Annotated in this window: 14 protein-coding genes and 1 pseudogene; 4 read left to right on the forward strand and 11 right to left on the reverse strand. The window is 44.6% G+C overall.

Features of this window, described 5'->3' with window-relative positions; all coding sequences use genetic code 11:
* Positions 1–352 precede the first annotated feature (352 nt).
* Both J0L70_RS20895 and J0L70_RS20900 read right to left on the reverse strand, forming a co-directional pair.
* Entirely contained in the window at positions 353–1,309 is a 957-nt protein-coding gene (locus tag J0L70_RS20895; RefSeq protein ID WP_287455743.1) for a TauD/TfdA dioxygenase family protein, read from the reverse strand.
* Positions 1,310–1,654: 345 nt separating this feature from the next.
* On the reverse strand, positions 1,655–2,326 hold the full coding sequence (locus J0L70_RS20900) for an HAD family hydrolase (protein WP_287455744.1): 672 nt from the start codon (positions 2,324–2,326) through the stop codon (positions 1,655–1,657).
* 259 nt (positions 2,327–2,585) lie between these two features.
* Here J0L70_RS20900 and J0L70_RS20905 point away from each other — a divergent pair, with 259 nt between their 5' ends.
* Together J0L70_RS20905 and J0L70_RS20910 are read left to right on the forward strand one after the other, a co-directional pair.
* The gene (locus J0L70_RS20905) at positions 2,586–4,214 is read left to right on the forward strand and encodes an FAD-binding protein (protein WP_287455745.1); all 1,629 of its coding nucleotides are present in this window, start codon (positions 2,586–2,588) and stop codon (positions 4,212–4,214) included.
* Entirely contained in the window at positions 4,211–4,555 is a 345-nt protein-coding gene (locus J0L70_RS20910; protein ID WP_287455746.1) for a 4Fe-4S dicluster domain-containing protein, read from the forward strand. The genes J0L70_RS20905 and J0L70_RS20910 overlap by 4 nt, the downstream gene beginning before the upstream one ends.
* A 29-nt stretch (positions 4,556–4,584) precedes the next feature.
* Here the strand turns inward: J0L70_RS20910 and J0L70_RS20915 are convergent, their stop codons facing one another.
* The 4 genes from J0L70_RS20915 to J0L70_RS20930 form a co-directional block, all read right to left on the reverse strand.
* Positions 4,585–4,881, reverse strand: coding sequence for an antibiotic biosynthesis monooxygenase family protein (locus J0L70_RS20915; RefSeq protein ID WP_190648409.1), 297 nt, complete (start codon positions 4,879–4,881; stop codon positions 4,585–4,587).
* A gap of 180 nt (positions 4,882–5,061) precedes the next feature.
* Complete coding sequence (locus J0L70_RS20920) at positions 5,062–5,838, reverse strand: sulfite exporter TauE/SafE family protein (RefSeq protein ID WP_287455747.1); 777 nt, start codon at positions 5,836–5,838, stop codon at positions 5,062–5,064.
* 6 nt (positions 5,839–5,844) lie between these two features.
* The gene (locus J0L70_RS20925) at positions 5,845–6,645 is read right to left on the reverse strand and encodes an SDR family oxidoreductase (protein ID WP_287455748.1); all 801 of its coding nucleotides are present in this window, start codon (positions 6,643–6,645) and stop codon (positions 5,845–5,847) included.
* Between the two features lie 78 nt (positions 6,646–6,723).
* Positions 6,724–7,329, reverse strand: a complete 606-nt coding sequence (locus tag J0L70_RS20930) for a thioredoxin family protein (protein WP_287455749.1) — start codon at positions 7,327–7,329, stop codon at positions 6,724–6,726.
* Between the two features lie 374 nt (positions 7,330–7,703).
* Here J0L70_RS20930 and J0L70_RS20935 point away from each other — a divergent pair, with 374 nt between their 5' ends.
* Entirely contained in the window at positions 7,704–8,060 is a 357-nt protein-coding gene (locus tag J0L70_RS20935; protein ID WP_287455750.1) for a hypothetical protein, read from the forward strand.
* Between the two features lie 772 nt (positions 8,061–8,832).
* Entirely contained in the window at positions 8,833–10,530 is a 1,698-nt protein-coding gene (locus J0L70_RS20940) for an iron uptake porin (protein WP_287455751.1), read from the forward strand.
* 9 nt (positions 10,531–10,539) lie between these two features.
* Here J0L70_RS20940 and J0L70_RS20945 read toward each other — a convergent pair whose 3' ends face one another.
* From J0L70_RS20945 to J0L70_RS20965, 5 genes and pseudogenes are all read right to left on the reverse strand, one after another.
* Entirely contained in the window at positions 10,540–11,826 is a 1,287-nt protein-coding gene (locus J0L70_RS20945; protein ID WP_287455752.1) for an MFS transporter, read from the reverse strand.
* A gap of 387 nt (positions 11,827–12,213) precedes the next feature.
* Positions 12,214–12,705 carry a C-phycocyanin subunit alpha gene (cpcA, locus tag J0L70_RS20950; protein ID WP_017290858.1) on the reverse strand — a complete coding sequence of 164 codons (492 nt, stop codon included), beginning with the start codon at positions 12,703–12,705 and terminating at the stop codon, positions 12,214–12,216.
* A 59-nt stretch (positions 12,706–12,764) separates the two neighbouring features.
* Positions 12,765–13,286, reverse strand: a complete 522-nt coding sequence (gene cpcB, locus J0L70_RS20955) for a C-phycocyanin subunit beta (protein WP_017290859.1) — start codon at positions 13,284–13,286, stop codon at positions 12,765–12,767.
* An 889-nt stretch (positions 13,287–14,175) separates the two neighbouring features.
* A pseudogene (locus tag J0L70_RS20960) lies at positions 14,176–14,892 on the reverse strand (TauD/TfdA dioxygenase family protein); the annotation flags it as partial.
* A 38-nt stretch (positions 14,893–14,930) separates the two neighbouring features.
* Positions 14,931–15,092 carry a hypothetical protein gene (locus J0L70_RS20965; RefSeq protein WP_287455753.1) on the reverse strand — a complete coding sequence of 54 codons (162 nt, stop codon included), beginning with the start codon at positions 15,090–15,092 and terminating at the stop codon, positions 14,931–14,933.
* Positions 15,093–15,405: the final 313 nt, after the last annotated feature.

Below are 15,405 nucleotides of genomic sequence, written 5' to 3' on the forward strand. Positions count from 1 at the left end.
TGCAACAGATACAGCACCTGGAGCCGTTCTTTACCTGTCGCCGTGGTTTGTGCCCTGAGTAGTTGTTTCAGTTCTTCAGCGCTTTCTTGAATCTCTAGCTTGTAAACGCCTGCCATCGTCGCTGACGGAATGCTACATCTGAGTTATATCATCTGTAGTCATATTTTGGAGATTTGGTATAAAGCCGGATCAGAAGGCACAAGCAAATCAGTAATATAGTTATCAACTGCCGTCCATTGAGTTTGACTCATCATTATATTCCTCAAATTACTAAAGAACTGGACTGCCGAAAGACAGCCCAGAGTAAAAGGTCATCGCTTAATCACACCACAATTCATCAGAGCACGATCGTTCATGCAGATGCTCCAGCATGTTGCTCAGCTTTCTGTTTGAAAACAGACGGTACTTCTGCATCAAACACTTCTCCATGCAAGACTTCTGAGCGAGAGCCATCCACTCCAACTGGCACATCTCCCGTAATGGTTGTACGGTAGAGCAGTCGATCGACTTCGACATGATCCAAGTCTTGAGGAGCCAGATGCGCGGTTGCACGGTTATCCCAGAACGCGATGTCTCCATTCTGCCAGCGGAACCGAGTTGTATAAGCAGGTTTCGTAATTTGCTTAAAGAACAACTCTAGCAGCAGCTTGCTCTCATCAGGTGAGACATCCACAATGCGCGAAACAAAGCCAGGATTCACAAATAAAGCACGTTCACCCGTTTCAGGATGCACTCGCACAACGGGATGAATCGAAGCCAAAGGATTCACGGCAATACGTTCAGTAAACTTTGAGTTACTGGGCTGATAGCCTCCACCATTGAAGCGATGTTCCGCTTTCAAAGTATCGGCTAATGCTTTCAATGGTGCAGAAAGCCCTTCATAAGCAGCCACAAGATTTGTCCACTGCGTATCTCCGCCAACATCAGGAACATTGACGGCTCTTAAGATTGATGCAGCAGGCGGATTGATAGCAGCCGTGACATCAGTGTGCCAAGGGCCACCTGTGCGAAAACCATATTGTCTTTCATAGATTTTGCGATCGACAGGCTTAAGCTGCGGAAAGCCTGGTACTGGTTCTGGCTCTCCCAAAGGATGTGCAAATGTTACTTCACCGAAACGAGAAGTAAACTCAACTTGTCCTGCATGATCAACATTCTGACCCCGAAAAAAGACCACCTTCCACTTCAACAATGCCTTACGAATCTCTTTCACTTCATCTTCAGAAAGAGGTTGAGCAAGATTCACACCGCCAATTTCAGCACCAATGTAAGTACTGACAGGCTTGACTTCAATATGCTTATAACCCATGTCTAGAGTCTCCTTTAGAGTCTTCAAAGTTTGGTCTGCAGCAAAAGTTGTAGTTGTAAGATTGATCGTTTAAAGAAATCTGCCTATCTACCCCATATAGATACACATTTAGCTCTCAAACTTTATCAGTTCGTGACTCGGAAGCTCGCAATCTTTCAGCAACTAGAACCTTCAAAATCTGCAAATTCGGAATGTTTCCACTCAATCCAATTACATTCCAAAAAACGAATCGTTGCTGAAAAAACCTTACTACTTTTTTTATGAATTGACAATCATTTTATGTTGCTGGAAACCGCTCAAGTAAAGCAAAAAAAGAATAGAAAATGTGATCAAGCGATCAAAGAATTAGTGAGGTGATTTGATAGCATCAATCAAATTTGGCAATTGTTGCATCTGTTCAAAAACAACATTCGCTCCTGCTGCGACTAGCGCATCTCGATGTGTTTCAATTGGCTGATGTGAGATATAGCCGAAAACGGTCATTCCAGCCGCATATGCTGCCTGCACCCCTGGAATAGAATCTTCAATCACAACACACTCTTCAGGCTGAAACCCCATTTGCTGTGCTGCATGAAGATACACATCTGGAAACGGTTTAGGACGATCGACATCATGAGAACTATAGAGTTTTCCATCAAAGTGAGCCAACAGCTGAGTTAGGGTCAAAACTAGCTGAATATGACGATGACTACTGTTCGATGCCACGCATTTTGGCAAAGTAATTCTCTCTAAAGCGCCAGCAATACCAGAAACAGGTTGTAACTCTTGACGCAATACAGCAAATTCTCGTGCTTTGCACCGTTCAATAAAATCTTTGGGCAATGTTTTTTGATAGGATTGTTCGATCAGCGCTATGCAAGTTGCAAGTGATTGTCCCATAAACTGCCGAGTCGTTTCTTCGTACGTAATTGGCAAGCCAACTTCAGTCAACATTTCCGCAAACACGCGATGCAGAATCTGCTCACTATCTACCAATACTCCATCACAATCAAAAATCACCAGTTTCCGATTTGCCATAGTTCAGGGTATAGAATTCAGTCTTTCTCTATTTCTCTGAGTTGGAATCAATTGAGATGATTCAGCTATACTCCACAATAATTCAAAAATAGTTAGAAACTCTAATATTATGGTTAACGTATAATTTGTATCCGGTTAGACTTGTTTCTGCAAGCGACTCATGTAATAGTCAGGAAATCTGTGTGCTAACCGCAGAATTAATCAATAGTGCGATCGTAGAACGAGCACTCACTCTAGCCTTTCAGGGAACATCAGAATCGTGAGTATTAACCGTGAAAATGAGCTTTATTTAACTGCCGATGTTCTTGTGATCGGTGGTGGGCCTGCTGCTGCATGGGCAGCGTGGGCAGCAGCTTCTCAAAGTGCGAGTGTCATTGTCGCTGATAAAGGCTTTTTAGGCACGAGCGGAGCTGCTGCCGCGAGTGGGAATGGCATTATGGCTCCTTCGCCAGAAAATTGGAATACTGTTTTATGGGAACGCTATCAAGCAGGACAAACCCTCGCAAATTTGAGATGGATTGAGCGAGTCATCGAAAAAACTTGGCTGAGTTTACCCTTAGTCGAAGATTGGGGCTATCGCTTTCCACAAGAGAATGGTCAATCTGTGCGTCAGAGCTACTATGGGCCTGAATACATGCGGATTCTTCGCAAAACTCTGCTGCGCGCAGGTGTGCAGATTCTCGATCAAAGTCCTGCCCTAGAGCTTTTACTTGCGAATGATGGTTCAGTAGCAGGTGCAAGAGGAGTTCAACGTCAACAGCATCGAGCTTATACTGTTCGTGCAGGTGCAGTCGTGCTCGCAAACGGGGGCTGTGCTTTCTTGAGTAAAGTCCTAGGATGCAATACCAATACAGGCGATGGAATGCTCATGGCGGCAGAAGTAGGTGGCGAACTATCGAGTATGGAAGCATCGAGCCACTATGCGATCTCAACAGCGTTCAATGCTACCGTCACGCGGGGCGTTCCTTTTGGTTGGGCAACCTACACAGATGAAGCAGGTCATAATCTCGGAGGCTATGTCAATGGTCGGCGTGATCCTTCCTTTTTGCCAAATGCTTTACTCAAAGGTCAGGTCTATGCACAACTCGATCGTGCGACACCTGAAGTGAAAGCTGTGATTGAAAAGTCCCATTTCATCGCATTTCTACCCTATAAGAAAGCAGAGATTGATCCCTACACAGAACGAGTGCCCGTTACATTGCTCTTAGAAGGAACGGTACGGGGAACAGGTGGAATTCGGATTGTAGATGAGAGTTGTGCAACGACGGTTCCAGGGCTTTATGCGGCAGGTGATGCTGCATCACGCGAATTTCTTGCAGGGTTAGGCTCAGGTGGCGGTGGCCCGAATGCAGCATGGGCAATCTCAACCGGGCAATGGGCTGGAGAAGGTGCAGCCGCTTTCGCGAAGAGTCTCGGAACTCATGCGCATGAGCGAGTTGCGCGTCCTGCTGGTCAAGCAGGATTACGATCGCATTCCTCCACAGCCGAGCCTTTTGATAGTGATGCGATCGTGCGAGGTGTTCAGGATGAGGTCTTCCCACTAGAGAAGAACTACTTCCGCTCTGAACAGGGGCTCCAGACTTCTCTCAATCAACTAGAAACACTCTGGCAACAAGTGCAAGGCACTGCTAAACAAGAAACCGTCCGAGATATCGAATTTTCACGCCGAGCCGCAGCCCTCACGGCTGTAGCACGATGGGCATACTTTAGCGCATTGCATCGTCAGGAAACCCGGAGCGGTCATATTCGCGTGGATTATCCAGAAACCGATCCCCATCAGCGTTACTATCTAGCAACAGGTGGCTTGGATCAACTTTGGGTAAGACGCGATTGGATTTCGGAAGCAGTTGCTACTCCTCAAACTGTATTTGCTGGAGCAAGATCATGATCGAACTAATTAGTACCAAACGTTGCATCACTTGCAATATCTGTGTGCAAGTGTGCCCTACGAATGTCTTTGATGCGGTTCTTGATCAACCGCCTGTCATTGCACGTCAAGAAGATTGTCAAACCTGTTTCATGTGTGAGGCGTATTGTCCTGCGGATGCGCTGTATGTTGCACCTGAATCGCATACGAAAGTTGAAGTCGATGAGGATGAGTTAATCGATCGCGGAATTATGGGCGAATATCGCCGCACATTAGGTTGGGGATATGGCAGACAAAACAATAGTGACCAGGATACAGCCCATAAGCTGAGCCAGTTGACACGTCCCTATGCCGCAAATTAGTTTTAGGATTGGCGATCGCAAAAAAGATACTACTTCGATTCCACGATTTGATAGTGTTCCACAGTAGGAAAAGGATCATAGAAGTGATGTAGAAGAGATCGCCATTGCTGATACTCTTTGGATTGCCTAAAACCGATTGTATGATCTTCTAAAGTTTGCCAACGTACTAGCAAAATATAACGATTTGGAGTTTCGACACAGCTTTGCAGTTCGTGAGAAATATATCCAGACATTGAAGCAATAATGGGCACAGCAGTTTGGAACGCTGCTTCAAACTGCTGTGCGAGTCCGGGTTTAACTTCTAAGATTGCAACCTCTAAAATCATGATACAAACTGGCTAACGATCGCGTTTGGGTAACATAAAGTTTCTCAACATCAACTAACGTACCATCCAGATTGAAAATAATGCATAGATGCTTCATGCCAGTTTCCACCTGTTTACTATGACCGTGTTATTTCTTAATGAGATCGTAATCTAGACTTTCTGGCTGCATATCATCTGCATTCAGTTTTGCACGAAAAAATAGATGGTCATACTCACCGCAACCAAAATCACAAAGTTCCGAATCACTTGAGGCTTCAGTTTTCGGACATAGTGAACGCACAAGTAGGCACCTAGCGAGCCTCCAATCGCCATCACAGTCGCTTGCTGCCAAGCAATCACCCCTGCAAATATGAAAGGGATGATCGCAATTCCATTGATGCAGCTTCCCAAAAACGTCTTGAAAGCGTTCATACTGTGAATGCTTTTAATTCCCAAAAATGACAGTGTTGCCAGCATCAAAATGCCTAAGCCTGCCCCAAAAAAGCCGCCATAGATAGCGATCGCAAGCTGCGCCAGGATCACATTCAACAGTGGCGGCGCAGTTGAAGGATTCTGATCTTGACGCTGCAACCACTTCTTAACAGGTTCTCCAAAAGTAAACACGAGCGTTGCGACCAACAACAAGTAAGGGATCAATTTCTTGAAGACATCCGGTGACGTAAAGAGCAATGCGATCGAGCCAATCACTCCTCCCATTAGGCTCACACCACACAGTAAGATGAGTTGTTTTCTAGGAACACCTAGATCTTTTCGGTAAGCTCCTGCACTGGCTAGCGCTGCAACCCAAATTGCAGTATTGTTCGTCGCGTTTGCAACAACTGGATTGATTCCTGTAAACATCAAGGTGGGAAAGGTGATAAAGCTTCCGCCACCTGCGACTGAATTCAGTCCTCCTGCGATAAAGGCAGTACCGAAAAGCAGCAATCCGGTCAAAGGCGTTAGAGGAGTTGAAACCATTTCGTTCTAGACCCCAGGCGTTTGACCGCCATCCACCAAAATTTCGCTGCCTGTAATTGAAGCAGCGCGATCGGAAACTAAAAACAGCGCTAATGCAGCAATCTCTTCAGGCTGCACAATTCTTCCGAGAGGAATTGCCTTGATCGTTTCTGCTTTGGCTTCTTCGACCGTGATACCGCGATCGCGAGCATTTTGCGCAGCTAATCGATCGGCTCGTTCAGTTGCAGTAAATCCTGGTGAGATTGCATTGATTCTCACATTATATGCAGCGAGTTCTTTCGCAATGCCTCTCGTGAAGTTGAGTAACGCAGCGTTTGTTGTTCCACCCGGCAGGAAATTAGCGCGGGGCGTTCTGCCAGCACCACCAATAATATTCACGATGCGTCCATCGCGACGACTAATGAAATCAGGAATGACTGCTTTGACTAGGCGAATATAACCGAGCAATTTTAAGTTCCAGGCATCAATAAATGCCTCATCTTCAAGATCGAGCAATGATCCCGCTCGTGCTGATCCCGCATTGTTGATCAAAATGTCAATTTGCCCAAATTCTGCGATCGCTTGAGAAACAACTTTCTCAATACTTTCTGCTTGGGTCAAATCTGCGCGAATTGAAATCACTCGATTGCCTTGCTCTGGGAGTTCAAGAATCTCTGAGATAGCGCTTTCGAGCCGCTGAGCATCACGAGCCACGATCGCCACATTCACGCCTTCATGATAGAGAGCTTTTGCGATCGCCAACCCAATTCCTGCACTTCCTCCAGTGACGATCGCAGATTTTCCAGCCAAGTTCAATTCAATTGCCATAGTTTCGCGTTGATCCTTACTTTACAGAAAGAGGTTAACTGAGTTCACTCGTCATTCGTTCATCGATTTTCAGAGCGCCTAAGAAACAGGAGTGCTGACCGCCACTTTGAAATAAACTGGCTCATTTCCTAGCTTCCATTTGATGTTGCATCCGATGCTCGGCTTCTGGTCATAAGCAACAGGTCGGTCAGAGAGCACTGCTGCGATCGCGGCTCTTAAATCTTTGCCCGTTACCGGAATATCATTTCTTGGACGACTATCATCTAATTGCCCACGGTAAACTAAGCGACGACCTTGATCAAATAGAAAAATGTCGGGAGTGCAAGCTGCAAAATAGTCTTTCGCTGTCTGCTGACTTTCATCGAACAAAAGCGGAAAAGATAAGGTGAGTTCCTCAGCAAACTCCTTTAAAGAATCGGGTGCATCATCAGGATGAGTCATCACATCATTGGAACTAATCGCAACAATTCCAAGACCTCGATCGCGCGTATCTTGTCCCAATTGGGCAAGCTCGTATTTGATATGTTGCACATACGGGCAGTGACGACTGATAAACAAAACGAGCAAGGCTTTCTTGTCAGCAAAATCAGCAAGAGTAATCGTCTGACCCGTCACAACATCGGGAAGTTGAAAATCGGCTGCCAATGCTCCTAAAGTCAGCATTATTGAAGGAGTAAGCACCATAAAAAAACTCCTGAATCACAAAGAAACTACAGTAAAGCGGGATAGTTAAAAGCTGTCCATAGCAGCACAATTAACTATAAGAATTATTAGTAGATTTACTTTCTGGCATTACTTTCTCTCGATGAATTTACAGCTTCATATCAGTCTGATATCGATCGCAAAGAAGCTGAAACCCTTGGAAAGTCTGATATTGAGACAACATTTATCTCAATATCAAAGCTCACAGATAAATGCACACAACTAATACTCAAGACCCGATTCGCTGCAAAACATCGCGCCAAAAACATTTCTTCTCTAGAAATCTAGAGAAGAATAGAAATGTAACGATAGTTCGAGTTGGCGACTAGTCCATCTATTAGTTAGGAGATTTTTCCATGAGATACAAGAAACTTGCTGGCGGCATGACTGTGCTGTCGCTCTGTTTTGCGCTGGCTCCAATTACAAAAGTAGGTGCATCTGAAAAATCAGTTGCGATCGTGACTCCCAATATTCCTAGCAACGTCGCAGGCGCAAGTGCCTTTAACCTGTCCAATCTCGCCCGCAGTGGCTACCTTGAGGGCATTCCTAGCGGTAGCCAACTCTCTTGGGAGCTTGCAACAGGACGCATTACGGCTCACGATATCGTCAAAGCTGGCATTCAAGCGAAACAAGTTTCATCTGATGCGCTGAACAACCCAGCATACATTCGAGCGATCGAACTCAACCTGGCTGAACCTCGGATCAGCGACTAGCTTTCGATTCTTCAAGAGAGGAGATAAAATCGCGCGACTATCGCTGAGATCACCGAACTGTCGATAGCAGTTCGGTCACACTCATAAGATAGTGCGCGATCGTCACATCACTCTTGAAGTCCCTTCAAGCAAAACTCAATCAACGGTTCCCTCTCGCTCTGGAACATCCCCCAACGATGTCGCGAAGCAAGAGGGATTTTTCATGAAACAAGAATTCTAATCTCCGAATCACGGGATGCACATGAAGCTAATTGGCGACTAGTCCACACACTCCGTCTAGGATAAGAGGTTTAAGAATTTTTCCTTGCTCTTGTACTACGGTGAATCGATAGAGATTAAGTAGTATTATGAGCCTATTTCCATGAATAAATCAACCTTTCCTTTATGAATAATTGCGATCGCTGTCACAATTTATCTGCAGAATCATTACAGTTGTTTGAGCCTGAAACGAGTCTCTCCGGGAAAATGTATTCAATTTAGCTTGATTTATAGAAAAGCTTGTGAAACGATACTCTGAACGAATAAAACTACTTAATACCTATAGATTTACAGTGGTTTTAAGACTCGGTTAATCGTATTACTCGTGTCGATCGCATCAATTGAAGGGGTGCTTCTACGCCGCTTGAAGTGCGCCTTCGACCAAAGTACTGTCCTACCACAAAGCGGATCTCTTGCTGCCGAATTTCAGCAGTGAGATCAAATCATTCTTGCTTTGAATCGTACTTGCCCTTGTCCTTAGCGATGTTTGCAAATTTGGATGTGAGGTTATTGAATGTTGAAAATTTCATGGAATTCTCGATTCTCTTGGTCACTGTTTCTAAGTACTGGTATTTTGCTGGCATCAACCAGTCATGCCACGAAAGCAGCGGCTTCAGAGGTCACTCCGTTACCGATTGAGCAGACTCGCTCAAATCTACCTACTCCAAGCGTTTCTCAAATCGAGCAATCTCTTGACTCAACTGTGCAGCCCATCAATCGACTGTCGAATCAAGTCACCTCGGTTTCTCAGCTTTCGGATGTTCGACCAACCGATTGGGCTTTTCAAGCACTACAGTCTTTGGTCGAACGCTATGGGTGCATTGCCGGATATCCCGATCGCACTTATCGCGGCAATCGTGCACTGACTCGCTATGAGTTTGCAGCCGGACTGAATGCTTGCCTCGATCGAGTCAATGAACTGATTGCAGCAGCGACAGCAGATTTAGTTAAGAAAGAAGATTTAGCAACCCTACAAAAATTACAAGAACAGTTTGCGACAGAATTAGCAACCTTGCGGGGGCGGGTCGATAAGCTAGAAGCACGAACTACGACACTAGAGAAACAACAATTTTCGACCACAACGAAACTGCAAGGGGATGCAATTTTCATTGCGGCTGATACCTTTGGAAATCGCGCAAACAATACTGCTGCAAACGATACCAAAGATGACACTCAAGCTTTCTTTGCCTATCGGGTGAGGCTGTCTCTCTTGACGAGCTTCACGGGTAAAGATTTGCTCTTTACTCGTCTTGCTGCCAATAACGTTCCCAATCTACAAACGTCAACGGGAACAGCTGAAACTCGTTTAACGATCGACAGAAGCAGTTTTCCAGAGAGTTCCTTATATCTCGACTCTCTCCACTACCGATTTCCACTCGGAAATCAGACCACGGTTTGGGTTGGAACTCGTCAGCTTCAGCCTGTTGTATTTGCACCGAATCTCAATCCATTGATCGGAGGTGCAAATGGTGCTATTTCTCGATTCGCAACTCACAATCCAACCATCTATCGACCTGGTTTTGACGGTGCAGGTGTTGGGGTGTCTCATCAGTTTAGTCCGCAGCTTAGATTCGGCTTAGGCTACTTAACCGATGATACTCAAGCTCCAAATCCTAATGCAGGACGAGGAATTTTTAGCGGCAATAATCTGCTTTATAGCCAACTCACTTTTACGCCGAGTCGCAACTTTGATATTGCGTTGAGCTATGGACGCAAGTACTTTGGTTCCAACACTGGGTTCAACCTAACAGGAGGAACAGGAAGCGCTTTTGCGAGAAACCCATTCCAGCAAAATGCAACTGTTTCCGATAATTTCGGGCTGCAATTTCTCTGGAAAACAAGCCCTACGCTCCAAATTGGAGGATGGTTTGGCTATACTCGCGCTTTCCAAGTTAAAGGAGCAGAAAACGAAGCAACCATCCTGAACGGAGCGATATCAGTTGCATTTCCCGATCTGTTTAAGAAAGGAAATCTCGGCGGGATCATTGTTGGGATTCCTCCCAAAGCAACGAGTAATGATTTCCGCCCTACTCCCACAGCCGCTCGCCGCGTTGACTCAGATACTTCACTACATCTAGAAGCGTTCTACACGTTCAAAGTGAACAACAACGTCAGCATTACTCCTGGTGTTTTTCTAATTACTAATCCTGAGCAAAATCGTAATAATGATTCGATTTTGGTGGGAACAGTTCGCACAAACTTTAGTTTCTAAAGTGAGTTGCTAAAGGTTGACACTCTGACGCGATGCAGTCACCATTTGAATTGAGCGCGTCAGATCAGGCAACTTTTGACCATACCAAATCGATCCGAGAAAACAAACGATCGCGCAGACCATTAACGCTTGAGGTGCTCCTAGATAATGAGCAAGCGTTCCTCCTATCAAGTTACTAAACGGCATCATTCCCACCAGAGACATGGCATAAATGCTCATCACTCTGCCGCGTTTACTATCCTCCACGATCGATTGAACCACAGTATTACTACATGCAACTTGCAGTGTTCCCGCAGCCCCTACAAATACTAAAATCACAAGAGAAAGTAAAAATGATCGTGATACTGAGAAGGCAATCAACCCGATCCCAATAACCGCAGGACACAATCCAATCGTTCGCTCTAATCCAGCAATGCCTCGACGCTGACTAAGATAAACACAAGCCAGCACCGATCCCACGGCTCCTGATGCGCTCAGAAATCCGAGCGAACTCGCTCCGCCTCGAAGAATATCTGCTGCAAACACAGGCAATAAAGCCGTATAAGAAATACCAAATACGCCTTGAATTGCCAAGAGCAAGATAATCATACGAACAGGCAGAAAATTCCGAACATAGTTAAATCCTTCTTTCAACGATTTCCAAGCACTGACCTTCGATTTTGAGATGGCTGGGCGATTCAACCGCATTGATGCTAGCGCCCAGATTGCTGCAAGATAGCTCAGCGTATCAAATAGAAAGCAAAAGCCTGCTCCAACCGTTGCAAGCAAGATACCACCGAGTGCAGGTCCAAACAATCGAGAACTACTGAGCATAATCGAATTGAGCGCGATCGCGTTTGCCAGATCCTCACGCTCTGTGACCATCTCGCTGACAAAAGCATGACGAATTGGCATATCTAACCCTTTCACCATCCCCAATAAAACACTCAGCAACAGCAGAGACTGGAAGTTCGCCATCCCAGTAAAGACAAGCGCAGTCAAAGTACCCGAAACAACCATACCCAGGAGTTGCACGATCGTTAGGATATAATGCCGACTCCAGCGATCAGACAATACGCCTGCTAAAGGCAAGAGAATGAGTGTAGGTAGAAATCCTAGAAAGCCTGCTAGACCCAGTAACCAAGGCGAATGAGTCAAATCATAAATCAACCAAGGAACCGCGACTTGAGTCATAAAGGTTCCCGATAGAGAAAAAGTTTGCCCTAAAAAATAAAGTCGAAAGTTACGAGATCGAAATGCAGGCAGGTGAAGTTTGAACCGCACTTGCTTGCTGAATCGCTGATACAAATTTGCCATAACCTAACAATTTGCTTCCACTGATAAAACCAACAAGATTGATACCTAGAATAAGTTTCAGGGATCGATCTTCTGTTATCTTACTATACGAAAAACAAACTGTTAGATATTCTAAATAAATAATTTTGCATTGAGGTAAATCTTTCCAAGCCGCAATCAGAGCATCACTCGCTATAGGCAACAGGTTGAAATAGAGTTTAAGCTTTCTAATTGCGTGAAGCGTGATATTCACAAAAGCTTGAGGCAAATCTGTCTCTTGAAAGCCAGCATTCTGTAAATTGCTGCAGAACATTCATTTCTCATCTTAAAAAGAAAACCTTCATGTAGCTAACTCAACTAAGCTACATGAAGGGCTAGACGCTTTTAACTTGTATCGGAGATAGACTGCTAACTCAGAGCATTGACAACATAATCAATGTAGGAGTTCAATTCCACAGCAGGATCACCTGTCAAACCGTGATTGGATTTGATGTGTTTGAGAGCTTCGATGTACCAGCTTGGAGAAAGCTCGAATGTACGGTTGATTTCAGACAAACCCCCAATCAGATAATCATCGATAGGACCCGTCCCTCCAGCAACCAAAGCATAGCTGATAATCCGCAAGTAGTAGCCAATGTCGCGGACGCACTTCGACTTGCCGCGTGCATCAGAAGCATAGTTTGGACCTTGCAACTGTGTGGTGTAGGGGAACTTTTGGTAAACCGCGTTTGCAGCAGCTTCAGCTAAACTCGGAGCTTTGCTCGACAGTTGTTTCGCTGCTTCCAATGAGCTTGCGGCTTGGCGGAACCGACCAAAAGCAACTTGAAATTCAGTGCTGCTCAAAAAGCGTCCTTGGGAATCAGCAGCGCTCACCGCTTCAGTTAATGGAGTTTTGGACATTGATCAAGATTCTCCTAAATGTGTACATGAATAGATAAAACAGAGAAATGTGCAATTGATTAGCCAACTGCTGCCGCTGCTCGATCGAAGTAGGTGGCAACTTCCGCTAGAAGACTGCTGCAATCTCCTTGCGTAACACCATTGGGATCACCTGCGATCGCCAGCGATGCTTCTTTCAGCTTTTGAATTCCAGCCGCAACCGATGCACCCGGAACGCCTAAAGCCAAATAAGTTTCTCGCAAGCCGTTCAATGCTCGGTCTTCCAAAATGCTGACATCACCCGTGAAAATTGAATAAGTGACATAGCGCAAGATGATTTCCAAGTCGCGCAAGCAAGCAGCCGCCCGACGGTTCGTGTAAGCATTTCCACCTGGAGCAATCAGTTGAGGTTGTTCTTCAAACAGACTGCGAGCAGCATTTGCAACGATCGCAGATGCGCTACCGGAAATTCGGTTAACGACATCAATGCGCTTATTGCCATCCCGCACCAAACCAAGCAAAGCATCGAGCTGACCCGGATTCAGATAGTCACCGCGAGCATCTGCCTGAGAAATCACTTTTGTAAACGCATCTTGTACCATTATTGCCTTCTCCTAATTGTAACGTTGACGAAAATTTGAATCTAAAACTCAAGTCATAGAAGGGAATACTATATTTCCTAAAATCCTGAAAAACATCAAGTGGAAATTAGCCTGTTATTTCTAATTCTTCTATTAGAAATAACGAGAACAGTTCGGAAGAATTTCAAACTGCATTTATCCCCTACAAATTAGTTTTTACAACAGTGTTATGCCTATTTTTGTTAAAAAATATTGAGCAAATAAGTCAGTTAAACATCATAAAAAAGAGGAGTATTTTTAGAACTGATTAAATCCCTCCTCAATCATTAATGATAAAAAGCAATTAAGTTATTACATATACAAATCACAAGATTAATTCAGTAAATTGCTCGCCAAGTCGGCGTTTTACCCCAAAAAATTACTTTTCAAAACTTAAAGATTTGCTCTCAGAATCCTCTAGATTTTTCGATTAGTTCATCAATTCAAATTATTAATAATTGAGTTTCGCTTATTAAAATTGATAGAAGCATTGCTAAAAACAATTTACTTAATAACGCAAGAAAATAGAAGCAAACTACCTGTTGAAGTTTGCTTCTATTTTTACAACTGTACTTAATTTGTTGAATTATAAAGCCCAAAAGTAGGAAAGTCATTAAAAACAAAAAACCACTCATATTTTCGCCGAAACGCCTTAGCTTTTTAGACAAAAATTATCATGCAGTTTCTATTCTTGATGACAGTACTTCTCGTCTTTTTACATCCAAAATAATTCGATGAGCGAAGCAATCCTAAGCGGATGTTTTACTGCGCTCACGTTATCTTTTCGTCCCGAATTCCATCTTGGGGCGGGTGAATGCTTGTGACTCAACCTCATTCAACGATCGATTCCCATCTTTGAGACAAATTGACATTAAGCTATGACAGGTTCTTGCGGTGTATAAGAAGATGAATCTCCCTTCAGGGCTTGACTATGCTTACCATCAACACTGAGCGGAAGATCTCCTGAGATAGTAACTCGCTGCATCCGGCGAGACTGATTGCCATAGTCTGCGATCGCATAGTGCTGAGTCGCTCGGTTGTCCCAAAATGCGACATCTCCTGCTTGCCAGCGCCAGCGGACTGTATTCTCTAAGCGAGTGACATAAGACTGTAGCAATCGAATCAGATCATTGGACTCTGTTTGAGATAGCCCTTGCAAACGCCGCACAAATCCACCAATAAAAAGTCCCCGCTCTCCTGACTCAGGATGCACTCTGACAACCGGGTGAACTGTTTCGTAGACCGTTGAAGTAAACACTTCCCGGTAAGCTCTAAATTCTTCCGATAAATCTAGAGCAGGAGCCGCATAGTCATAAGCATTACTATGAACCGCCCAAAGTTGATCGGCTAGATTTCTAAGAGATTCAGGCAGATCTTGATAAGCAGTGACCGAATTTGCCCAAACAGTATCACCACCAACTGGAGGAATGGTTACTGCTCTGAGAACTGATCCGAGCGGTGGGCGATCGACAAACGTCACATCAGTATGCCAATGATTTGCGCGAGCCACCGTGCGATCGTAGTCCAAATCTAAAACTTCTGGCTGTCCTTCAAGCGATGGCACTGTGGGATGAGCCGTTGTGACCTCACCAAACCGACGCGCAAATGCAACCTGTCCATCAGCATCTAAGTTCTGGTTCGAAAGAAAATGACTTTATAGTGTACGAGTGCTTTGCGAATCTCACCAATCGTTTCATTCGTAAGAGCGTCACGCAAATCAATTTCGCCGATTTCAGCCCCAATCCGTCCAGCGATCGGTTGAACTTTTAGACTTGTCGTTGTTGTCATTGCTTAAAAGTCTCCAGAGTCTTGTACTTCGCTTTGCATCGAGTTGAGCGAATTGTTAGACGAACTAACTGAGCAATTCTCCGTTATATCTACCGACTTAGTCAAGAATAAGTCGTAAAGAAATTCTAGATTCTCGTCATACTGCACACAGGCAGATTGACCAAAAATGTCAAGTCAGATCGATACAAAATATGGCTGAGAGCTCGATTCAATTGGCTGCAATCGCTCAACAGAGATCTTGATTTTGCAAGGCGGATGTGACATTATCGGTCAAGTTAAATCTACAGTATCTCTACCAATTTTACGTAGATTT

Source organism: Leptolyngbya sp. UWPOB_LEPTO1 (genome assembly GCF_017302695.1).
GTDB classification, from domain to species: domain Bacteria; phylum Cyanobacteriota; class Cyanobacteriia; order Leptolyngbyales; family Leptolyngbyaceae; genus Leptolyngbya; species Leptolyngbya boryana.